The sequence below is a fragment of the Chitinophaga deserti genome (assembly GCF_003149455.1).
GTDB lineage: Bacteria > Bacteroidota > Bacteroidia > Chitinophagales > Chitinophagaceae > Chitinophaga > Chitinophaga deserti.
Genome location: NZ_QFFK01000009.1, coordinates 47,544 through 69,020 on the forward strand (window position 1 = coordinate 47,544; position 21,477 = coordinate 69,020).

The following is a 21,477-nucleotide window of genomic DNA, read 5'->3' on the forward strand; positions in this document are numbered from 1 at the left end:
ATGCTAATACACAGACGGCGGTTTTTACAGGTGGGCTCCCTGGCATCAGCCAGCCTGATGCTCCCTAAATTCCTCAAAGCCATGGAGCAGGGGAAGTTTGTGCCCCCGGGCAATAAAGTACTGGTGGTGGTGCAGCTCTCCGGCGGCAACGACGGCCTGAATACCGTGATCCCTTACCGCAACGATATTTACTATAAACTGCGCCCGCAATTGGGCATTAAACGGGATGAGGCGCTTGCGCTCAACGATGAGCTGGGCATCCACCCTGCACTTAAATCTTTCAAAAGCTTTTACGACGATGGTGCGCTGGGCGTGCTCAACAACGTGGGCTATCCTAACCCCGACCGTTCCCACTTCCGCAGTATGGATATCTGGCAAAGCGCCAGCGATTCCAAAGATTACTGGGGAACGGGATGGCTGGGCCGCTACCTCGATGCGCAATGCAAAGGCTGTGATAAACCTACGCAGGCCCTTGAAATCGATGATACGCTGAGCCTTGCCATGAAAGGCAACGAAGTGAAGGGGCTTGCTCTTACTGACCCGCAACGGTTATACGGCGCCAGTAACGACCGCTACTTCCGCGACCTGCTGGCTAAGCAGCAGCACGACGATGAGCACCATAATGTGGATTACCTCTACAAAACCATGGCGGAAACCATCTCGTCTGCAGGCTACATCCAGCAGCAGTTCAAAACTTACAAAAGCAAAGAGAATTATCCGAATACGGAACTGGGCAAGAACATGAAAACAATTGCCGAGCTGATTATGACGGATATCAATACCAGCGTATACTATGTATCGCACGGCAGTTTTGATACGCACGTGGGCCAGCAGAACCAGCAGCAGCGTTTGTTCTCACAGCTGAGCGAGGCGCTGGATCCTTTTGTAAGCGATCTGAAAAAGAACCACCGGTTCGATGATGTGCTGGTGATGACCTTCAGTGAATTTGGCCGCCGTGTGGCACAGAACGCCAGCGGTGGTACAGATCATGGTACTGCCAATAACATGTTCCTGATTGGCGGCGGACTGAAAGAGAAGGGCGTACTGAATGAAGGGCCGAACCTTACCGATCTCAAAGACGGCGACCTTCAGTACAAGGTAGATTTCAAAAGCGTGTACGCTACCCTGCTCAAAAAATGGCTGGGTGCCGACGACCGGGCCATCCTCCAGCAATCTTACGAACACCTCAATTTCATCTGATAACAGAAATAGGTTTACGAAAAGAGGCCATCTCAATTGCATGAGATGGCCTCTTTGTTATTTTGACGATGCGGCTTTTAACTGGTCTCCAAAGTGGTCTAAAGGCAGTGGAAGGCAGTGTAGAGGCAGTCTACCCTTAGTGTAATGGCAGTCTAAAGGCAGTGGCAAGGCAGTCTGGCGGTAGTAACGAGGCAGTTAAGATGAAGGAATCACCATAAGTTTAAATGGCCCAAACGGTCAATAGCGGCCAAAACGGTCATTCCGTTTGCCGGAGCCTGCCTGCCGGGCTACTTTCGGAGCATGATCACATTGCAACATACCAGCATCCGTGTAAGTTTATTTGCCGTAATAGTCGTAGGCTGCTTTGGCGATTTTGGCAATCACTCCCTCGCGCACTGCTTCGCTGGCGGTGCTCCGGGTAACGAATACCACTACAGCAAGCGGCTGCCCGTTGGGGAGGGTGATAATACCGGCATCGTTGGTGGCGGAATACATACCGTCTTTCGAGCCGGAGGTGCCTGTTTTATGCGCAACAGGGGTTCCGGGAGGCAGGAGCCCCGGCAGGCGTTTGGGGCCTGTGGTGGTGCCGAGCATGGTTTGCATGAGGAAGTCGTTGCTGGATTTAGACAGCGCGGTTCCTTTCTGCAGAATATCGAGCAGTTGGGTGTAGGCAGAAACATTACACCAGTTGGTGAACTGAACATCCCATCCACTGTGCATTTCTTCTTCCGTAGCGGCGATGGATATGTTCTGAACGCCGAGGCTGTGTATAAAATCGTTGGCTACTTTGGTGCCGCCGATGGTTTTGAGCAGTACATCGCAGGCGATGTTATCGCTTTGTGCAACCATGAGCCTGATAAGGTCTGCCACTGTTTGGGTGTTTGTTCCCTTAGGGAAGCTATCCTGCAGGGGGCTGTAGGTTTTGAACAGATCGGCAGTGGTTACGGGAATGGTTTGATCGAGGCGCAGCTTCCCTTCATCCACCTGCTTCAATACGGCCATGGCAATGGGGAATTTATAAGCGCTTTGCATAGGGAGGCGGGCAGTATCGTTCAGCGTAAGGGTATCGCCCGTATGGAGGTTACGGATGGCCACACCTACGGTGCCGCCTGCTTCTGTAGCTATAGTGGCTATATTTTGCCAGAAAGTATCGATTTTTTCCTGTGAGGCTGCTGTAAGGCTGTCGGCAACCGGCGGGCGGGAAGTGCTCTGGCAGGCACAAAAAAACAGTATCACGGCGGCGGGTACTATAATGGGTCGCATGAAATGAAGAGGATTTAGACCGGCAATTTAATCCATTTGCGGATGCCCGCCATCATTCCGGCGGGTTTTTAACATGCTCATGAAAGCCTACCAGGTACATCTGCTTCCGGTAGTCGCGGGGTGCCATTCCGGTAGTTTTTTTGAATGCCTTCGAGAAATGAGACAGGTCACTGAAGCCGAGGCGGGAGGCTATTTCCACATAAGTCATACGCGTAGTAGCCATCAGGTATTGGGCGCGCTCTATCCGCTTACCGAGGATGTGCGTCTGCGGCCGCGTTCCGGTATATGCCTTGAATTGCCGGGAAAAATAATCGGGATGCTGGTTGATCCTTGATGCAAGAAAATTCACGGTAAGCTCTGCATGCATATTCAGCTCAATATAATCCAGCGTTTCCGCCAGTTTGAGCGGTATCATCTTTGCCCCGTGGCTGTCCAGCACATTCGGACTGAGGAACTTTGCCGTCAGTTGCCATAGTATGCCCTGCGTTTCCATAGACACGGAAATGTTCTGCAGGTTATTCAGTTCCTGGTATTCCTTATAAAACACATCCTTTTCATAGACTTTAGGATTATCCGACCGGTTGATACCGCGGCCGGGGTTGATTTCCAGCAGGCGGTTAAACAGCAGGCGGTCGGTTTCCGTGGCGGCTACCTTACTGATGGTGCGGTATTGTGCGAAGAGGGAAATACCATCTGTAGAATCCTCGAAGAACTGAACGAAATACTGATCCAGGTGCGTGTCGCAGCGCATGTTGCATAAGGTGAAGCTGGGGATGATGTAAAGGAAACCCGGCTCCAGCTGCACACTTCCCCCTGCACCCGACAGCGATCCTTCTCCACCGCCTATGTAGTAAATCCGGTTATACGGACTGATGACGTGCTGGTAATTCCACCGCGAGTCGAGCGCTACCCGGTCCACATTCATCAGTGTAAACGTATGCTGGAATTTCCTTTTGATCATAACAGTGAAAGTATAGTTACCAAAGTACCGTAACCCGCTGAGTATTACAAAAGCTATATTGACCGAAAAGTCGGATTTGTACAAAAAAAAGTCAATTTAAGGCAAGTTTTTGCAGTGGTATTCGTAGTAGGTTTGGATATCGTTGTTCCTGGCAACTATTCACGTAATGAACTGATATGAAAAGAAGGACCCTGGTAAAAGGAGCTTTAACCGCTGTACCCTCATTATTCCTGTCTGGCGTATTCGGCCGCAGCACGCCGTTTTCGGGTATGCTGGCATACGGAATGGCCGATAAGTTTCAACCCGGCTGGGATTCCCTCGCGCAATATGAGGTGCCTGAATGGTACCGCGATGCCAAGTTTGGTCTCTGGGCCCACTGGGGGCCGCAATGCCAGCCTGAACTGGGAGACTGGTACGGCCAGAGCATGTATCACGAAGGCAGCGCCGCTTACAAATACCACTGCGAAAAGTATGGTCACCCTTCTAAGTTCGGGTTCAAGGATGTAATTAACCTGTGGAAGGCAGAGAACTGGAACCCCGGCGCACTGCTGTCTTTATACAAAAACGCCGGCGCAAAATTCTTTGTAGCCATGGCTAACCATCACGATAATCTTGACCTCTATCCCAATAAATACCAAAGCTGGAACTCTACACGGGTGGGGCCCCGTAAGGATATAATAGGCGGATGGGCTAAAGCCGCGAAAGCAAACGGGATGCCGTTTGGCGTGAGCGTGCATGCCTCTCATGCATGGACGTGGTTTGAAGCCGCTCAGAAAGCTGATAAGGCCGGTCCGCTGGCAGGCGTGCCCTACGATGGGAAGCTTACTGCGGCAGACGGGAAGGGCCAGTGGTGGGAAGGGCTTGACCCCCAGGAGCTGTATGCCCAGAACCATCCGCTGAGCGCACTGGGAGGCGATCATCTGAAGAAGTGGGACTGGGCCGATGGGGCGGCTATTCCTTCTAAAGCCTATGCAGAGAAATTCTACAAGCGCACCCTCGCGCTGATCGATAACTACGATCCTGAACTCGTGTATTTCGATGATTCTGTGTTGCCGTTATGGCCCGTTAGTGATGTGGGCCTGCGGATTGCCGCCCACCTCTACAACCGCAGCATCAAAAAGCACGGGAAGCTGCAAGCGGTGCTGACGGCTAAAGGACTGAACGAACAACAGCGGAAATGCATGGTTTGGGATATTGAGCGTGGCCAGAGCAATGCCATTGAACCGCTGCCCTGGCAAACCGATACCTGCATCGGCAGCTGGCACTACGACCGCCGGGTGTACGACAACGACCGCTATAAATCCGCCAAAACCGTGATCCATACCCTGTGCGATGTGGTGAGCAAAAACGGAAACCTTATGCTGAGCGTACCGGTGCGTGGCGATGGTACCATTGATGAGAAGGAGCGCGCAATCGTGGAAGGTATTGGTGCATGGATGCGGCTGAACGGGGAAGCCATCTATGGCACCCGGCCATGGAGCACTTTTGGGGAAGGACCGGCCATTGAAGCAGCCGCTTCCCTCGGCGCTGCCAATTTCAATGAAGGGAAAGGGAAAGCCTTCACCGCGGAAGATATCCGGTTTACCAAAAAGCAACATACACTTTATGCCATCCTGCTGGGATGGCCGGAAGGGAATAAGACGGTGATCAAAAGTCTGGTTAATAAAGGAAGTATCTCCGAAGTACGCCTGCTGGGGCATGGTGATGCACTCACTTTCAGCCAGACTCCGGAGGGGTTGCAGGTGCAGCTGCCAGACCGGGCGCCGGGTAAAGAAGCCTTTGTATTGAGAATAGAAGGCGCCATCGTTTAAAAATTACTACAGGTCGGATATTTACAACAGTACGCCGGAGGTTACGGACCGGCAGGGGAAACACATGCCATTACATGAGAACATGCAATCAAAATCGATAATTCATATTCCACGGAGGTTCCGGATATACTTCCAGAGAGAAGATTCCGCTCATTTCTTATTTCAATTCATTTAAATCGTACGTTATGAAAAATTACCTGCTGAGGATGATCCCTCCCGGCATTACCATGTATGTAAAGAGATTGCGGTTCCCATTCGCCGTAATGTCTTTCTTCATTCTTGCGTCGCTCCACGTATCTGCACAGCAAACGGTGCGTGGGCGCGTAACATCTGCAGACACTGCTGTGAGCGGTGTTACCCTTCAGCTGAAAGGCACGGCTGTTGGTACACAAACCAATGCTAAAGGAGAGTTCAGCATTAATGCACCTTCCAATGGCACGCTGCTCGTTAGCGCCATCGGCTTCGCCAGCCAGGAGGTGCAAATCGGCGGACAATCATCCCTGTCCATTGCATTACAGACTGCCGACCAGCAGCTGAACCAGATTGTGGTGGTGGGATATGGTACCCAGTCGAAGCGGAAGCTTACCAGTGCGGTGGTTACCGTTTCCGGTGAGGAGCTGAATAAGCGCATCGCTACCAACCCCACCACGCTGCTGCAGGGGCAGCTCCCCGGCTTACAGGTGGTGCAGGGCTCAGGAGAGCCCGGCGCCGAAAATGTGAGCCTCCGCATCCGTGGTGTAAGCACATTCAGCGGTGCGGGTAACGACCCGTTGGTGATCGTAGACGGTTTGCCCGGAAGCCTCGCGGCACTGAACCCTAACGACATTGAATCCGTAAGCCTCCTGAAAGATGCGGCTTCCGCAGCTATTTACGGCTCCCGCGGTGCTAACGGTGTAATCGTTATCAAAACCAAAAGAGGAAAAAACGGTGGCTTCTCCCTCAACTACACGTTTAACCTCGGTATTTCCAACCCTACCAGCTTACCCGATGTTGTGACCAACTCTGCCGAGTACATGCGGCTTTCCAATGAAGCATCTGCCAACTCCGGCAGGCAGCCTATTTACACACAGGCACAGATAGATCTGTATGACAACGCAACCGACCGTGTGAAGTATCCCAACCACGACTGGCTCGGCGATCTGTTTGTGACGGCATATACCAAGAACCATTACCTCAGTCTTACCGGCGGTAAAGAAAATACCACTTACAACCTGGGCATCGGGTATACCGATCAGCCGGGAACGATGATCGGGTTCGAGTACAAGAAGTACACCGTGAACCTGGGGTTGTCATCTAAAGTAAACAAGCGCGTAACGCTGGGTACCAACATCCAGCTGAATTACGGCAACAAGCTGAACCCGAGGCAGGGAGCGGACGACAGCTTCCTCTCCACCTTAGCGCAATCACCACTGTACCCTCCCCGGTCTCCTGACGGGCGCTGGATTAAAAGAGCTTATTCCAATGAGTCGGGTAACAAGAATATTCCTGCCATTGTAGGGGAGAACGTACGTGCCCGCAGCGAGGATTTCTATGTACAGGGCAACATTTCGCTGGATGTGGAAGTGCTCAACGGCCTCACCTGGGAAAACAGGGCCGGTGGTAACTTCGATGCATTTAAGTTCAGTGATTTCCGCCCCGTGGTACCTATGTTTTACTACAACGATATGAGCTCTGCCGGTCCGCTGGATGTGGGTAACCCGGGGTTCGATGCCAGGAGGTCGGATAATGCTTATGGCGTTTATTACAGCCAGCTGAATTTCAAACGGTCGTTTAACGAACATTCGGTGTCTGCCCTGGCAGGTTACCAGCAGGAGTACAATAAAGCCAGCAACCTCGCGGGTTCCAGGCTGCAGTACACCACCAACTATCTGAAGGAGCTGGATGCCGGCCCTAAGCCGGGCATGACCAACAGCGGTACTTCTACAGAATGGGCTATCCGCTCTTTCTACGGTAATCTCAATTACGATTATCAGGATAAATATCTCTTTGGTTCCAGCGTGCGGTACGATGGCACTTCGCGCCTTCCGGAAGATACCCGCTGGGGGCTGTTCTACTCCTTCTCCGCAGGATGGCGCATCTCTAAAGAATTGTTCCTGAAAGATGTTAGCTGGATAAACGATCTGAAGCTGCGCGGCTCCTGGGGTAAACTGGGTAACCAGAATATCGGTATCTATCCATATCAGGCAACACTATCCATCAGGGATTATGCCTTCGACGGCAAGGTGCAGCCCGGATACAGCTCAGGCATGATCGTAGAGCCTACTCTTACCTGGGAAACCACGCAGGTACTTGATATCGGTGCCGACCTTACGGCTTTCAACAATAAACTGTCGGTTACTTTCGACTGGTTCAACAAAAATACATTCGACATCCTCCGGCAGGCACAAATCCCGCTCTGGCTGGGTATGGAAGCACCATTCATCAACAATGGCTCCGTACGCAACAAAGGTGTGGAACTCGGTGTGCAGTACAGAGGCAACATCACCAGAGACCTCAGCTTCTTTGCCGGTGCCAACTTCCAGGCATATAAAAACACACTGGAGAAATATGGTAAGCGTGAGATCAACGGCAACCTGATCCGTGAAGAAGGTAAGCCGCTGGACGAATACTACCTGTATATCTGGGATGGCATTTTCCAGAGTCAGGATGAAATCGACAAGTCTCCCAAACAGCCTATTACGCCCAGTCCGGGTGATCTCAAGATCAAAGACGTGAACGGAGATGGTAAGATCACGGATGCAGACCGTACGTATGTGCAGGGTAAATACCCATCATTCCAGTATACCCTCAACCTCGGGCTCAACTGGAAGAACTTCGACCTCAGCGCCATGCTGTATGGTTCGCAGGGGCAGAAGATATATGTGAATGGCTGGGGTGCTGAACCTTTCCGCCAGGGATCGATGCCAACCACTGACTGGCGCAACCGCTGGACGCCCACCAATCCCACCAACAAGATGCCTAAGATCTATATGGCCGACGGCTATGCACCGGTGCAGGGCTATCCTTCCACTTACTTCCTGAAAGATGCATCGTTCCTTCGGATGAAGAACCTGCAACTGGGGTATACGCTGCCTGCGCGGCTTACCAGTAAGGCGGCCATGAAATCGATGCGGGTGTACTTTGCTGCAGACAATGTATTTACCATCAGCGATTATCCGGGGCTTGATCCGGAAAGGGGAGGAGATGGCTTGTATGTGACGTATCCGCAGATCCGGACATTCACCTTCGGCGCGTCCGTACAATTCTGATTACAGGTTTATTAAATTATTTATCATGAGAAAGATTATCAGCAGTCTATATATCGCAGCGGGGTGCCTGTTTATGCTGGCCGCCTGCAAAGATCTGAATGTGTCGCCTACAGACAAGCTTCCCAGAACCATTTTCTGGAAATCGGAAGGGGATGCGGATTTCGCACTGACAGGGCTTTACAATTTCCTGTATATGCCGGGCGGCAACTGGTCGTGCTCACAGTACTATGTATTTGCATGGGATACTTATACGGATGATGCGTACAGCCAGCACGATTACGGCGGAGGCAGAAGCGCCGGGAGTTCGGGGCTTACGCCTAATACGAAAGCTTATGTGGAAAGCTATTATACGAACAATTACAAAGCCATTGCTGCAGCCAACCACTTCCTCGCCAATGTAGACAAAGTGATCAGCGGTGATAAGCTGAAGCGTTACAAAGCGGAAGCTTACTTCCTGCGTGCCTTTAACTATTTCTGGCTGGCACAGCTTTATGGAAATGTGCCGATCGTGAAGGCTGATCCCTATACGGTAGATTATACGAGCATAATGGGGAAATCTACCCGCGAAGAGGTGCTCGCTTTTATCAGGGAAGATCTCGATATTGCCATTGCAGGGCTGCCCGATGTGGGGTATACTACCGGCCATGCGGTGAAAGGTACGGCGCAGGGATATAAAGTAAGGGTATTGCTGTTCGAGAAGAAGTATGCAGAAGCAGCCGCGCTGGCAAAGCAGATCATCGACGACAACAAATTTTTCCTGAACGATAACTATTTGGCTAACTTTTACAAGCCTGCCCAGAACAGCAGTAAGGAGATCATGTTTTCCGTGAAATATCTCCTTCCCAATATCACACATCAGGATGTGCCATTGGTAGCGCCTATGCACCGCTGGAAAGGGTATATGGGCACACAGGACCTCATCAATGAATACGAGGTGAATGACCCCCGTAAAACGATGACCTGGTTCTTCCCCGGCGATACCAAGGCGCAGGGCTGGCCTTTTACGGGAGATCTGTCTGTAGCCACACCGGGTATGGATGGTTGGATACAAGGGTATTATACACCCCGGAAATGGCTCCCTCCCGGACTGGAAGACCCTACCACGGGAACACTGGTGGATAACGATTTTGTGCTGATGCGTTTTGCCGATATCAAGCTCATGTATGCAGAAGCGCAGAACGAAGCGGTGGGTGCAGATGCATCTGTTTATAAGCAGATCAACGAAGTGCGTGCGAGAACAGGAGTGAATATGCCAGAGCTGCCTGCAGGCCTGTCGAAAGATCAGATGCGGGAAAAGATCCGTCATGAAAGAAGAGTGGAATTTGCACTGGAAGGCCTGCGTTATTTCGACCTTCGCCGCTGGGGCATAGCCACGCAGAAATTAAATGGATTTGTATCCAACCCCCTTGCGCCGAACATTAAACTGAAATACGAAGACAAATATCAATACTGGCCCATTCCACAAACTGAAATTGACAGGAATACGCCGGCATTGAAACAAAACCCGGATTATTGATGAAAACACTGACATGTACGACTCCCGGCCAGTTGAGCTATGGTGAGTCCCCGAAACCGGAACTGAAGAAAGGCCATGCAATTATCCGCATACGGCGGATAGGCATCTGCGGAACAGACCTCCATGCATTTGAAGGTACGCAACCGTTTTTCAGTTATCCCCGGGTGCTGGGGCACGAGTTGTCCGGAGAACTGGTGGAAGCGGATGGTGCGCCGGAATTTGAAGCCGGTGAGGCCGTAACATGCATCCCTTATTTCAACTGCGGGCAATGCATTGCCTGCCGTACCGGTAAGCCCAATTGCTGTACAAACATCGCGGTATGCGGTGTGCATACGGATGGCGGAATGGTGGAATACCTGCAGGTGCCATCTGCTTCGTTACTGCACGGCAACGGACTTTCATTTGATGCGCTGGCGCTAGTGGAGCCCCTTGCAATTGGTGCCCATGGCGTGCGGCGGGCCAATGTTCAACCCGGAGAGTTTGTGGCGGTAATAGGAGCAGGGCCCATAGGACTGGGCATCCTTGAATTTGCAAGGATAGCCGGGGCACAGGTGATCGCGGTAGATATCAACGAAGGCCGTCTTGATTTCTGTAAGAACAAACTCAACATCGCACACACCGTCAATGCTTCCAAAGAGAACGTGGCGGAGGCGCTGAAGCAGATTACCAACGGAGATTTTCCAACAGTGGTGATAGATGCTACCGGCAGCCAGCGGGCTATCAATGAAGGATTTCACTACCTCGCGCATGGCGGCCGTTATGTACTGGTAGGATTGCAAAGAGGAGAACTCATCGTGAGCCATCCAGAATTTCATAAAAGAGAATCTACTCTTATGAGCAGCCGCAACGCTACCCGGCAGGATTTTGAACATGTGATGCAGGCCATGAAGAGCGGAGCCGTAGACCCTACGAATTATATCACCCACCGGGTAAACTTCGATGAGGTTAAAGCACATTTTGCTTCCTGGATAAACCCGGCCAATGGGGTGATCAAAGCCATGATAAATTTCTGATGATGCTACTTTTTATTGTTTGTTAAAAATGGATAAGACACAACTACCCGAATGGATCTATGGTACCAGTGGCCTGGGCAATCTGTACGTGGCGATGCCTGAGGGCATCAAGATGGAGATTATTGCTGCATGTGCGCAGCATGCGCCCGGGCCACTGGTTTTTGACACTGCCGGTAAATACGGTGCAGGCCTTGCGCTGGAAGTGCTCGGTAAAGGGCTGCAGCAGGCTGGTGTACATCCCGGTGATGTGATCATCAGTAATAAGCTGGGCTGGTTCCGCACGGCACTCACAACACCCGAACCAACTTTTGAACGGGATGTATGGAAAGAGCTGCAACATGATGCCGTACAGCGGATCAGTTACGACGGCATCCTAGCCTGTTACGAACAGGGCAACGAACTGCTGGGTAACTACCGTGCCAACTGGGTATCGGTCCATGATCCGGATGAATACCTTGCCGCTGCGAAATCACAAACAGAACGCGCGAGCCGCTTCCGGGATATCACAGGCGCCTATGCTGCATTGCAGCAACTGAAACAGGAAGGGAAAGTAACGGCTATAGGCATCGGTGCAAAAGACTGGACGGTGATACGGGAAATATGCATGGCCGTGGAGCTGGACTGGGTGATGATCGCCAACAGTATGACCATCCACAGCCACCCCGCCGGGCTCATAGATTTTATGAACCTCCTGCATGCGCGTGGTATTCCCATCATCAATGCGGCCGTATTCAACGGCGGTTTTTTAACCGGACTGGATTACTACAATTACCAGCCCGTTTCCCCGCAAACCCATCCGCGGCTTTACCGCTGGCGGGAGAAGCTGTACCGTGTTTGCGAAACGCATAACATCCGCCCGGATGCTGCCTGTGCAGCCTTTGGAAGGCGTGCACCGGGAGTAAAGAGCGTTGCCCTCAGCAGTACCAGTGTGCAGCGGATAGCAAAGAACGCGGAGATGGCAAAAGCAATCATTCCCCTGGCATTCTGGCAAGCCCTTGTAACTGAAAACCTGATAGACGCGGGTTTTGCAGAAGCCTTTCTTTATGAATAGTTATCATTATGAAAAGACAATGTTATGCGCTGGATCTGAAGAATGATCCCGCCCTGATCGCCGAATACGAGCACTGGCATAAAGCGGAAAACGGCTGGCCCGAGATCCGTAAAAGTATCCTCGATGCCGGTGTATTGGATATGCAGATCTACCGGACCGGCAACCGGCTGTTTATGATCATGGAAACGACTGACGATTTCCGGAGTGAAGACAAGGCCGCCCTCGATGCCGCCAATCCTAAAGTTCAGGAATGGGAACAGCTGATGTGGAAATTTCAGCAGCCGCTGCCCTGGGCTGAGGGCGATGAGAAGTGGGTAGGGATGTCTCGCATCTACCAGTTGTAAACTTGCCTGCGCCCAATTGCAAAACCGGTTTTAAGCACTTACAAGTTAGAATGAAGATAAGATCTAGTTAACGTGAAGATATTATCTACGGGTAAATAACGGGATTTTATGCACTTAACAAGCACTTATCAAGCACTCAGCAAGCACTCAGCATGCATAAATCAAGCACTCAGCAAGCACTCAGCATGTTTTTTATAACGGAACAAACGACCCAAACTGACCCAAAACGGAACATTTAGCCCCTTTGACTTTTTGAAATAACCGGGCGGTAATACCTTTGAATCGTTGTTACAGCTGTGCAGTTCACGTAACGCCCAACCGGAAGGGCACGACGTAATTGCCTGTCTCAAATGATATTCAGATGGAAGCGCCTTTTGGAGAAGTATCGCCTTCATGTTCAAGACCCGGTTCGGGTGGGGTATAACCGGGCAGGAGGGATGAGGAATTATACAAATGCAAAAGGCCGCCTCATATGATGAAGCGGCCTTTTGCTATGCGATGCGTTAGTATTTCAGTTTGAAGTATCCTGCTGTAATGGGATGGATGGTGCCCATATCCTGCGATACTGCCACGCCGGTGAATTCCCCGATGGCCAGCCCGTCTTTCACCTGATGAATCGTAACGCTCCAGGAGCCGGTAGTTTCATCTGCCTTGATCAGTTCAATGGTGCTGAACTTTTCCAGGAGGAAAGCATTGCCGGGCTGGTCGCTGGTGTATACACCGGGAGTCAGCTGTTCGCCGGCACCCGTGATCTCGATGCTGATCACATCTTTACCATAGGTAAAGCCCATAATAAGCAGGTTTGCCTGATCATTGGTGGGATCGGTATCAGAGAGGTTCCCGGGCCTGTAGGCGGCCTTGTTACGTTGTTCAGACAGCATTATTTTACCGTTCATCTGAAAAGAGATAAAGCGGCGCTCGGGCTGCACATCTTTGTCGCTGCTGCAACCTGCTGCGGTAAAGAGCAGGGCGGCAAACAGCGCGAGTTTGGAGGCAGACTGGTACATAGGATAAGGTTATTTAGAGTTTTTCAATTGAAACCTGTTTCTGACGGCCTATGCGGTAAAGCATATAGCCCATGGCGGCGAAGAACAGTACACCCAGCAACTGGTAGCCACCTGCTCCCAGCGCACGCTCAAGCCCTGCATGCGCACTTACTTTAGCGAGGAAGGCGGCAATATCCTCGGGAACCGACAGGATCGCTACTATCACCCCTGCTACGGCGCCTCCGGCCACAAGGCCTGTGGCAAACAGGTTGCCTTTACCCAGCTCCTCTTCTTCGGCAGACAATGAAATGCCGGAACGCTTCTGCTTCCAGTCTACCAGCCCGCGGATAGCACCACCAACGAAGATGGGCAATGTAGTAGAGAGGGGGAGGTAAGCACCCACGGCGAAAGAAAGCGATTTAACACCGCAAAGCTCCAGCGTTACGGCGATGAATACACCTACCAGTACAAACTGCCAGTCGAGGTCGCCGCCAAGGATACCTTTAATCAGGGTGGCCATGAGGGTAGCCTGGGGGGCTGCATAAGTAGGAGAGCCAATGGCGTGGGTAATACCCTGGTCCATCATGGCTTTGGTAGGCGTGTCGAGGAAGTGGACGGTCCAGCCGATTACCAGCGATGAAACGATGGCGCCAACGAAAAGCGCGATCTGCTGGTTACGCGGAGTGGCGCCAACGATATAGCCCGACTTGAGGTCTTGCGAGGTGGCTCCGGCATTGGCTGCTGCGATACAGATCATACCACCTACCACAAGGGCCATGGGTTCGTATACTTTGCCCGTCCAGCCAACTGCGATAAAGATCAGGCAGGTGCCCATGATGGTGGCGATCGTCATCCCCGAGATAGGGTTGTTGGAGCTGCCGATGAGGCCAACGATGCGGGAGCTAACGGTAACGAAGAACGCACCGAAGATCACCACGAGGAGGCCTACGAGTAATTTATTAAGGATTGATTCTCCCGGCAGCTGGGGGAGGAATGCCATGAGCAATACCAGCGCGATGCTGCCGATGATCACATATTTAAAAGAGATGTCCTTTTCAGTACGGGGTACTTCACCGGTTTCGCCTTTTTCTTTCAGGGAGCCGAGGCTGTCTTTAAAGGAAGAAATGATGGTGGGGATTGTTTTGAGCAGGGTGATGAAACCACCTGCTGCTACAGCGCCCGCGCCTATTTGTTTCACATAGGCCTGGTAAATGGCGGATGACCAGTCGGTGAATGAATGTGCGGCAGGGTCCCATGCTCCGGGGCCTCCGGGTGTTTGAAGGTTGGCGAGCATACCGAGCTTTACGAGCTGGGCAGCCACAATATCTCCGGGAATGAGGGATGCGAGGAGGGGAATGAGGCAGAGCCATGCCAGTACACCGCCCGCCACCAGTACACCGGCAATCTTGGGGCCGATGATATAGCCTACACCCAGGTATTCCGGGGTGATTTCTCCTGATATTTTAGCGGAAGGGAAAACCTTGTTAGCCTGTTTGGTCATGTAAGCCGGAGTTTCGGCGATCACATGCAGTACTTTCTGTAACATGGCATAAACCAGCGCTACGCCGAGGCCGATAAAGGCTGTTTTGGCGAATGTACCGCCCTTTTCCCCGGCTTTCAGTACCGAGGCGCAGGCAGTTCCCTCCGGATAAGGAAGGGTTTCATGTTCTTTAACGATGAGCGACCGCCGGAGGGGTATCATCATCAGTGTACCCAGTAACCCGCCGAAAATGGCCAGTACGAGGATGGTGAGGTAATCGAAGTACTGTTCCCCGCTGCTTACGCCAGCTTCATTGGCGGAAAGAAACAGGAACCCGGGGAGGGTAAATACCACGCCTGCGGCAATGGACTCGCCGGCAGAACCTGTGGTCTGGATGATATTGTTCTCCAGGATGGTGGTTTTGAAGAATCTTCTGCCTAACGTAATGGCAATCACCGCAATAGGAATGGATGCGGATACGGTGAGGCCGGCTTTGAGCGCCAGGTAAACGGTGGCGGCGCCGAAGATGATTCCGGCCAGGCAGCCAAGGAGAATGGACTTGAGCGTCAGCTCCTTCATCTTCATCTCCGGGGCTACGAAAGGTTTAAATTTTGACGACATATGCAGTGGTTAGGATGTTGCGAGGCCTAAATATAGTGTTTTATCGTTTTGCGTAAATAAATAAAGCATGCAGGGCCGGGGCGCTGCATGCTTTATCTTATCATGAATAATGGAGCGGACTACTCTGCAGCCATCATCTTTTGCAGTTTTTTGGTCAGCAGGAAGAGGATCAGTGCTGCCACGCCCGACATGCCTACGAAGAGCATGAAGAACTCGTACAGGTTGCTCATCTGGTAACCGAGGAAAACGGTGGTTTTGCCATCGGGGTACAGTGCGCTGAGCTCGCCTGCCAGTTTATTGGCGATAGCGTTTGCCAGGAACCATACTGCCATCAGCAGGGAGGCGAATTTGGCAGGGGCCAGTTTGTTCACCAGTGCGAGGCCGATAGGCGATAGGCAGAGCTCACCCCAGGTATGCAGGGCATACATGCCGATGAGGTACATCATGGTCACTTTAACGCCGGGAGCCACATCTTTCACACCGAAGGCTATTACCAGGTAGCCGATGGCGAGCAGCAGCAGGCCGATGGCCATTTTGGTGGGGGAGGAAGGTTCGTATTTACCCAGTTTCAGCCAGAGGAAGGCGAACACCGGGGCAAATGCTACCACGAAGATAGAGTTGAGCGACTGGAAGGTGGAGGCCGGTATTTCGTTCAGGTAGATGGTGGACTGTCCTTTTACGAAGAAGTTGACATTTACATACAACAGGTAGCCTACGCAGGCAGCCAGCAGGATATAAATGATATACCGTACACCCGGAGGGTCTTGCTGCAGGTGCTTGCGTGCACCCATGTAAGCTTTACCCAGCAGGTAGATAAGGCCGGCAGAAAGAACGGAAATGAGCCATACGGGGATGTTCCAGTTCAGCTGGCGGTTGGTTTGCTCATCAGCAAAGAAGGTGAGGGAGGCGCCAGCCTGCTCGAAGGCAGACCAGAAGAAGATCACGAAGAAGGCTACGATGAAGATCACCAGAATCCTGGTTTTCTCTCCCTTCGTCAGTTTTTTATCGGAGAAGATCATGTAACCGATGGCCAGTACAGCCAGCAGCAACAAATAAGTTATGAACGGGAATATGCGTGCGTCTGTAAACAGCATGCCGATCATGGCGGCAGACATTACGAACAGGCCGATATACATCAGGATCGCTTTACCTTCTTTGGCATCTTCCGGGCGCACACCCAGCGGGGAGCCGTCCGGGCGGCGGATGTAGTGATCTTTCAGCCATTGGAAAACGATTACGCTCAGGAGCATAGCGATACCTGCGGCGAGGAACGACCATTTAAAGTCAGACGGGTCTCCGGTATCACCCACGGCGCCACAGATGGCGGGGCCGAGAGCGCCACCTACGTTGATACCCATGTAGAAGATAGTGTAGGCTGCATCGATCCGGCGGTCGCCTTCGGGATACAGTTGTCCTACCATGGAAGAAATGTTCGGTTTGAAGAATCCGTTACCAGCGATCATGAAGCCGAGGCCGGAGAAGAAGAGGAACGTGGAAAGTTGAGGAGAGGTGCCGTAGATCGATGCGCATCCAAACAAAAGGAATTCGCCCAGGGCCATGAGCAGGCCGCCGATGATGATGGATTTACGGTTGCCCCAGTAGCGGTCGGCAACAAAGCCGCCGATGAGCGGAGTGAGGTACACAAGGCTTGTATAGCTGCCGTAAAGGCTGGAAGCGAATGCTTTATCGAATGCCAGCGCTTTGGTGAGGAACAGTACCAGGATGGCGCGCATCCCGTAATAGTTGAACCGCTCCCACATTTCCGTTGCAAACAACACATACAATCCCTTAGGGTGCCCACTCTGAGTAGCCCGTTGATTCATAAATGGTCAGTTTAGTTTTGCTTTTCTTAGCGATAATACAGTTACTAAATACAGTTACTTTTCAAAAATAGGCCGAAAGATAAAGAAAATCAGCCTATCGCGTCCAAATAACGGTTTTTTTGACCTTACTTTGCAAAAATTTCCGTGTGACAGTGCACCGCACGGCGCCGGAAATCTCCTCATATATTACGTCTCAATCCATTATGAACATTTTACTGTTAGGTAGCGGTGGCCGGGAGCATGCCCTGGCCTGGAAAATGGCTCAAAGCCCTTCATGTTCGAAGCTTTTCATAGCTCCGGGCAATGCAGGAACGCCGGCTTATGGCGAGAATGTCAATCTTTCCGTCAGCGATTTCGAAGGCATCAAAGCCTTTTGTATCAGCAATAAGATCGATTTGCTCCTGCCCGGTTCTGAAGAACCGCTGGTAAAAGGCGTATTTGATTTCTTCGCCAACGACCCTGCCCTGCAGCACATTCCGGTGATAGGCCCCTCACAGTCGGGCGCCCGCCTGGAAGGCAGCAAGGCCTTCGCCAAGGAGTTCATGCTCCGCCACAATATTCCCACTGCAGCTTACCGCGAATTCAGCGATGCCAACTTCGAAGAAGGCCTTGCATATATCAGCGCTCATGCCCTCCCTATAGTGCTCAAGGCCGATGGCCTGGCGCTGGGTAAAGGCGTGGTGATCGCTGCCACACACGAAGAAGCACTTACCGAATACCGGGAAATGATCAAATCCGCCAAGTTTGGAGAAGCCTCCAGGAAAGTGGTGGTAGAGCAGTTCCTGACAGGTATCGAAATGTCTGCCTTTGCCCTGAGCGATGGTAAGAACTATGTGCTGCTGCCTTCCGCCAAGGATTACAAGCGTATCGGCGAAGGTGATACCGGCCTTAACACCGGCGGTATGGGTGCTATTTCCCCCGTTCCCTTTGCAGACGCAGCCTTTATGGCGAAAGTGGAGGAGCAGGTGGTGCGGCCTACCGTGAAGGGCCTGGCTGCTGAGGGTATCGTATACCACGGCTTCATATTCTTCGGTCTCATCATGGTGGGGAACGATCCTTTCGTGATCGAATACAACTGCCGGATGGGCGATCCTGAAACGGAAGTGGTGATGCCGCGCCTGCAGAACGATCTGCTGGAGCTGTTCGCTGCCATGAAGGGCCAGCAGCTGGATCAGATCACAGTAACCGAAGATCCTCGTGCTGCATCTACCATTATGCTGGTGAGCGGCGGGTATCCCGAGGCGTATGAGAAAGGGAAAGAAATTACAGGCATCCCCGCACCCACGGCGGATCAGATCGTTTTCCACGCCGGTACGAAAGCCGATGGGGGAAAGGTGCTGACCAACGGAGGGCGTGTGCTGGCTATAACATCTTTGGCAAGCGATTTGCAGCAGGCACTGGCGCATTCCAAAGCAACTGCAGACAGCATTTCGTTCGGGGGCAAGTATTATCGTCGCGATATTGGGTATGAATTCAGCTAAGTAATTCGTCGTACAGAGTTCACGGATAGTGAAAATATGCATATAGCATTTCTTTTATTTATTTCCGCACAAACTCTTGAATAATCCAATAATTGCATCGTATATTCGTTAGAATTATTCATTTTTGCATTCAAATATTTTTGACCGTATCAAACAATGGGCTTCTTTAACTTTTTAACTCAGGAGATTGCAATAGACCTTGGTACCGCCAATACACTGATCATTCACAATGATTCGGTGGTGGTGGACGAACCTTCCATCGTGGCCATAGAAAGGGCCAGCGGGAAGATCGTAGCCGTAGGTAAGAAGGCAATGATGATGCACGAGAAAACGCACGAGTACCTGCGTACTATCCGTCCTTTGAAAGACGGTGTGATCGCAGACTTTAATGCGGCAGAGGGGATGCTCCGCGAGCTGATCAAGATGGTTTATCCCAAGAAGCCGTTGTTCGCCCCCAGCTGGAAAATGGTGATCTGTATCCCATCCAGCATTACGGAGGTGGAAAAGCGTGCGGTGCGCGACTCTGCCGAGCAGGCAGGCGCCAAGGAAGTGTATCTCATTCATGAACCGATGGCTGCGGCCCTCGGTATTGGTATAGACGTGGAAGAGCCGGTGGGTAACATGATCATTGACATCGGAGGTGGTACCACCGGTATCTCCGTGATCGCCCTGGCAGGTATCGTGTGCGACCAGTCCATCCGCATTGCGGGAGACGAGTTTACCGCTGATATCATGGAGGCACTCCGCCGCTACCACTCACTGCTGATCGGTGAGCGTACAGCAGAACAGATCAAGATCCAGATCGGCTCGGCCCTGAAGGAGCTTGACAATCCGCCGGATGACATCCCGGTAAACGGCCGCGACCTTGTGACCGGTATCCCCAAACAAATCATGGTATCGTACCAGGAAATAGCCGAAGCGCTGGACAAATCGATCTTCAAGATCGAAGAAGCCATCCTGAAGGCGCTGGAAACCACCCCTCCTGAGCTGGCATCGGACATTTACCGCCGCGGCCTTTACCTCACCGGTGGTGGCGCCCTGCTCCGCGGGCTCGACAAGCGCCTGAGCCAGAAGATCAAACTGCCCGTTCATGTGGCAGACGATCCGCTGCGCGCCGTAGTAAGAGGCACCGGCATTGCCCTGAAACACATCGGCAAGTATCCTTTCCTGATGCAATAATATCAAACGCCTTCCGGCATGCCCCCGGGGTGTGCCGGAAGACTTTCCGGAATCCTTAGACTCGTATCCAGTGCGCAATCTGATCATTTTCTTACGGCGGTATTTTAACTTCTTTCTGTTCTTACTGCTGGAAGTGATTTGTTTGATTTTCGTTTTCAGGAACAACAATTTTCAGCGCACCGTTTACCTCAATTCTGCCAACGGTGTTTCCGGTAAACTGTATACCCGCTATAACGACGTTCAGTACTACTTCCATCTCAAATCCACCAACGACAGTCTGGTATCCGAAAACCTGGCATTGCGCCAGCAACTGGCCACCAGCTTTGATGTGCGCGATACTTCCTCCAGGATCGTAATGGATACCCTCCGGAAATTCACGAACGATACTGCCCGGAAGCTCCTCAGCACTGAGGTGCGGAAACTCCTTTACCGGAGTGCGAAAGTCATCAACAACTCCGTTAACCAGGCCACCAATACCATTACCATTAACCGCGGCAGTAAAGACGGTATCCGTCCCAACATGGGCGTGATCGGGCCTAACGGTATGGTAGGCGTAGTGCGTACGGCCAGCGAAAACTATGCGGTGATCATTTCCCTGCTCACCAAATCCAACGGCAGTTCATCCTCTTTCAGCTTCAGCTCCCGCCTGAAAAACTCCGGGGAGATCGGTACTGTGTACTGGGATGGGTATGATGCCGGATATGTAATCATGAAAGACGTGCCCCGCAGCGCCAAGCTGCATAAAGGCGATACAGTGGTAACCAGCGGCTTCTCTGCCGTGTTCCCTGAAAACGTTAATATCGGTTACGTTGATACCGTTTACACCGGCGAGAAAGCGAGTACCTCGTTTTCCATCCGCCTTAAACTGGCCACTAATTTTTACAACCTGCAATACGTGTACGTCATCGAGAACCTGCTGCGCGATGAGCAGGTAAGACTGGAAGATTCGACACGCAAAATGTTGAAATGAGCATACTGTTACGAAATATTATCCGATTCATCCTGCTGATCCTGTTCCAGGTATTGGTGCTGGACCGGATTCTCGTGCACCAGATGGTGAACCCCTATCTTTACATGCTCTTTATCCTGCTGCTGCCCTTTAACCTGCCGCGCCCTGCTCTTCAGTTGCTGGGTCTGATGCTGGGGCTTACGCTCGATATGTTTTCGGATTCCATGGGCGTTCATGCCGCTGCCTGCGTATTCATCGCATACCTGCGGCCATTTGTGCTCAATATCCTTAGTCCGCAGGGCGGCTTCGAAGGCCCTCAGCGTACGCCCTCCGTTACTACCATGGGCGTTTCCCAGTTCGCGATTTATGCGACCGTAATGGTCTTGTTGCATCACATCGCGTATTTTTGTTTGTCCGTTTTCAGTTTTTCCGATCCCCTGTACCTCCTGATGAAGATTTTGTTGTCGACCGCAGCCAGTTTATTTTTGATATTGATATACGAGCTGTTGTTCTTCAGCAGGAAATAGGGAGCAAAAAAGTATAAATCCAGG

Annotated in this window: 16 protein-coding genes; 11 read left to right on the plus strand and 5 right to left on the minus strand. The window is 51.8% G+C overall.

What is annotated here, in order from left to right:
• Positions 1 to 1,200, plus strand: coding sequence for a DUF1501 domain-containing protein (locus tag DEV76_RS19985; RefSeq protein WP_109699711.1), 1,200 nt, complete (start codon positions 1 to 3; stop codon positions 1,198 to 1,200).
• Positions 1,201 to 1,536: 336 nt separating this feature from the next.
• On the opposite strand, the gene bla is transcribed toward DEV76_RS19985, so the two are convergent.
• Both bla and DEV76_RS19995 read right to left on the minus strand, forming a co-directional pair.
• Complete coding sequence (gene bla / locus DEV76_RS19990; protein WP_109699712.1) at positions 1,537 to 2,463, minus strand: class A beta-lactamase, subclass A2; 927 nt, start codon at positions 2,461 to 2,463, stop codon at positions 1,537 to 1,539.
• A 52-nt stretch (positions 2,464 to 2,515) separates the two neighbouring features.
• Positions 2,516 to 3,424 (minus strand): helix-turn-helix domain-containing protein, encoded by a 909-nt coding sequence (locus DEV76_RS19995; RefSeq protein WP_109699893.1) that lies wholly within the window; start codon positions 3,422 to 3,424, stop codon positions 2,516 to 2,518.
• Between the two features lie 176 nt (positions 3,425 to 3,600).
• On the opposite strand from DEV76_RS19995, the gene DEV76_RS20000 reads away from it, so the two are divergent.
• The 6 genes from DEV76_RS20000 (at position 3,601) to DEV76_RS20025 (ending at position 12,407) form a co-directional block, all read left to right on the plus strand.
• Positions 3,601 to 5,235 carry an alpha-L-fucosidase gene (locus DEV76_RS20000; RefSeq protein ID WP_109699713.1) on the plus strand — a complete coding sequence of 545 codons (1,635 nt, stop codon included), beginning with the start codon at positions 3,601 to 3,603 and terminating at the stop codon, positions 5,233 to 5,235.
• Positions 5,236 to 5,420: 185 nt separating this feature from the next.
• On the plus strand, positions 5,421 to 8,483 hold the full coding sequence (locus DEV76_RS20005) for a SusC/RagA family TonB-linked outer membrane protein (RefSeq protein ID WP_109699714.1): 3,063 nt from the start codon (positions 5,421 to 5,423) through the stop codon (positions 8,481 to 8,483).
• 25 nt (positions 8,484 to 8,508) lie between these two features.
• Positions 8,509 to 9,999: a RagB/SusD family nutrient uptake outer membrane protein gene (locus tag DEV76_RS20010; RefSeq protein WP_109699715.1), complete on the plus strand. Its 1,491-nt coding sequence runs from the start codon at positions 8,509 to 8,511 to the stop codon at positions 9,997 to 9,999.
• On the plus strand, positions 9,999 to 11,012 hold the full coding sequence (locus tag DEV76_RS20015; protein ID WP_109699716.1) for a zinc-binding alcohol dehydrogenase family protein: 1,014 nt from the start codon (positions 9,999 to 10,001) through the stop codon (positions 11,010 to 11,012). The genes DEV76_RS20010 and DEV76_RS20015 overlap by 1 nt, the downstream gene beginning before the upstream one ends.
• A 28-nt stretch (positions 11,013 to 11,040) precedes the next feature.
• Complete coding sequence (locus DEV76_RS20020; RefSeq protein WP_109699717.1) at positions 11,041 to 12,063, plus strand: aldo/keto reductase; 1,023 nt, start codon at positions 11,041 to 11,043, stop codon at positions 12,061 to 12,063.
• 8 nt (positions 12,064 to 12,071) lie between these two features.
• Positions 12,072 to 12,407, plus strand: a complete 336-nt coding sequence (locus tag DEV76_RS20025; RefSeq protein WP_109699718.1) for an L-rhamnose mutarotase — start codon at positions 12,072 to 12,074, stop codon at positions 12,405 to 12,407.
• A 503-nt stretch (positions 12,408 to 12,910) separates the two neighbouring features.
• Here the strand turns inward: DEV76_RS20025 and DEV76_RS20030 are convergent.
• The 3 genes from DEV76_RS20030 to DEV76_RS20040 all read right to left on the minus strand — a co-directional run bounded on the left by DEV76_RS20030 (position 12,911) and on the right by DEV76_RS20040 (position 17,317).
• Positions 12,911 to 13,414, minus strand: a complete 504-nt coding sequence (locus tag DEV76_RS20030; RefSeq protein ID WP_109699719.1) for a hypothetical protein — start codon at positions 13,412 to 13,414, stop codon at positions 12,911 to 12,913.
• 13 nt (positions 13,415 to 13,427) lie between these two features.
• Positions 13,428 to 15,494 (minus strand): OPT family oligopeptide transporter, encoded by a 2,067-nt coding sequence (locus tag DEV76_RS20035; protein ID WP_109699720.1) that lies wholly within the window; start codon positions 15,492 to 15,494, stop codon positions 13,428 to 13,430.
• 119 nt (positions 15,495 to 15,613) lie between these two features.
• Complete coding sequence (locus DEV76_RS20040) at positions 15,614 to 17,317, minus strand: peptide MFS transporter (protein WP_109699721.1); 1,704 nt, start codon at positions 17,315 to 17,317, stop codon at positions 15,614 to 15,616.
• Between the two features lie 203 nt (positions 17,318 to 17,520).
• On the opposite strand from DEV76_RS20040, the gene purD reads away from it, so the two are divergent.
• The 4 genes from purD to DEV76_RS20060 all read left to right on the plus strand — a co-directional run bounded on the left by purD (position 17,521) and on the right by DEV76_RS20060 (position 21,453).
• Complete coding sequence (gene purD, locus DEV76_RS20045; protein ID WP_109699722.1) at positions 17,521 to 18,798, plus strand: phosphoribosylamine--glycine ligase; 1,278 nt, start codon at positions 17,521 to 17,523, stop codon at positions 18,796 to 18,798.
• Between the two features lie 156 nt (positions 18,799 to 18,954).
• The gene (locus tag DEV76_RS20050) at positions 18,955 to 19,977 is read left to right on the plus strand and encodes a rod shape-determining protein (RefSeq protein ID WP_109699723.1); all 1,023 of its coding nucleotides are present in this window, start codon (positions 18,955 to 18,957) and stop codon (positions 19,975 to 19,977) included.
• A gap of 70 nt (positions 19,978 to 20,047) precedes the next feature.
• On the plus strand, positions 20,048 to 20,947 hold the full coding sequence (mreC, locus tag DEV76_RS20055; protein ID WP_157963008.1) for a rod shape-determining protein MreC: 900 nt from the start codon (positions 20,048 to 20,050) through the stop codon (positions 20,945 to 20,947).
• Positions 20,944 to 21,453 carry a rod shape-determining protein MreD gene (locus DEV76_RS20060; RefSeq protein WP_109699725.1) on the plus strand — a complete coding sequence of 170 codons (510 nt, stop codon included), beginning with the start codon at positions 20,944 to 20,946 and terminating at the stop codon, positions 21,451 to 21,453. The genes mreC and DEV76_RS20060 overlap by 4 nt, the downstream gene beginning before the upstream one ends.
• Positions 21,454 to 21,477 lie beyond the last annotated feature (24 nt).

Bases quoted from the DNA above. Each gene is read 5' to 3' on its own strand.
- DEV76_RS19995 (WP_109699893.1), bottom strand. From the start codon at position 3,424: ATGATCAAAAGGAAATTCCAGCATACGTTTACACTGATGAATGTGGAC.
- DEV76_RS20000 (WP_109699713.1), top strand. From the start codon at position 3,601: ATGAAAAGAAGGACCCTGGTAAAAGGAGCTTTAACCGCTGTACCCTCA.
- DEV76_RS20040 (WP_109699721.1), bottom strand. From the start codon at position 17,317: ATGAATCAACGGGCTACTCAGAGTGGGCACCCTAAGGGATTGTATGTG.
- DEV76_RS20030 (WP_109699719.1), bottom strand. From the start codon at position 13,414: ATGTACCAGTCTGCCTCCAAACTCGCGCTGTTTGCCGCCCTGCTCTTT.
- DEV76_RS20050 (WP_109699723.1), top strand. From the start codon at position 18,955: ATGGGCTTCTTTAACTTTTTAACTCAGGAGATTGCAATAGACCTTGGT.
- DEV76_RS20060 (WP_109699725.1), top strand. From the start codon at position 20,944: ATGAGCATACTGTTACGAAATATTATCCGATTCATCCTGCTGATCCTG.
- DEV76_RS20035 (WP_109699720.1), bottom strand. From the start codon at position 15,494: ATGTCGTCAAAATTTAAACCTTTCGTAGCCCCGGAGATGAAGATGAAG.
- DEV76_RS20015 (WP_109699716.1), top strand. From the start codon at position 9,999: ATGAAAACACTGACATGTACGACTCCCGGCCAGTTGAGCTATGGTGAG.
- DEV76_RS19985 (WP_109699711.1), top strand. From the start codon at position 1: ATGCTAATACACAGACGGCGGTTTTTACAGGTGGGCTCCCTGGCATCA.
- DEV76_RS20020 (WP_109699717.1), top strand. From the start codon at position 11,041: ATGGATAAGACACAACTACCCGAATGGATCTATGGTACCAGTGGCCTG.
- DEV76_RS20025 (WP_109699718.1), top strand. From the start codon at position 12,072: ATGAAAAGACAATGTTATGCGCTGGATCTGAAGAATGATCCCGCCCTG.
- DEV76_RS20005 (WP_109699714.1), top strand. From the start codon at position 5,421: ATGAAAAATTACCTGCTGAGGATGATCCCTCCCGGCATTACCATGTAT.
- bla (WP_109699712.1), bottom strand. From the start codon at position 2,463: ATGCGACCCATTATAGTACCCGCCGCCGTGATACTGTTTTTTTGTGCC.
- purD (WP_109699722.1), top strand. From the start codon at position 17,521: ATGAACATTTTACTGTTAGGTAGCGGTGGCCGGGAGCATGCCCTGGCC.
- DEV76_RS20010 (WP_109699715.1), top strand. From the start codon at position 8,509: ATGAGAAAGATTATCAGCAGTCTATATATCGCAGCGGGGTGCCTGTTT.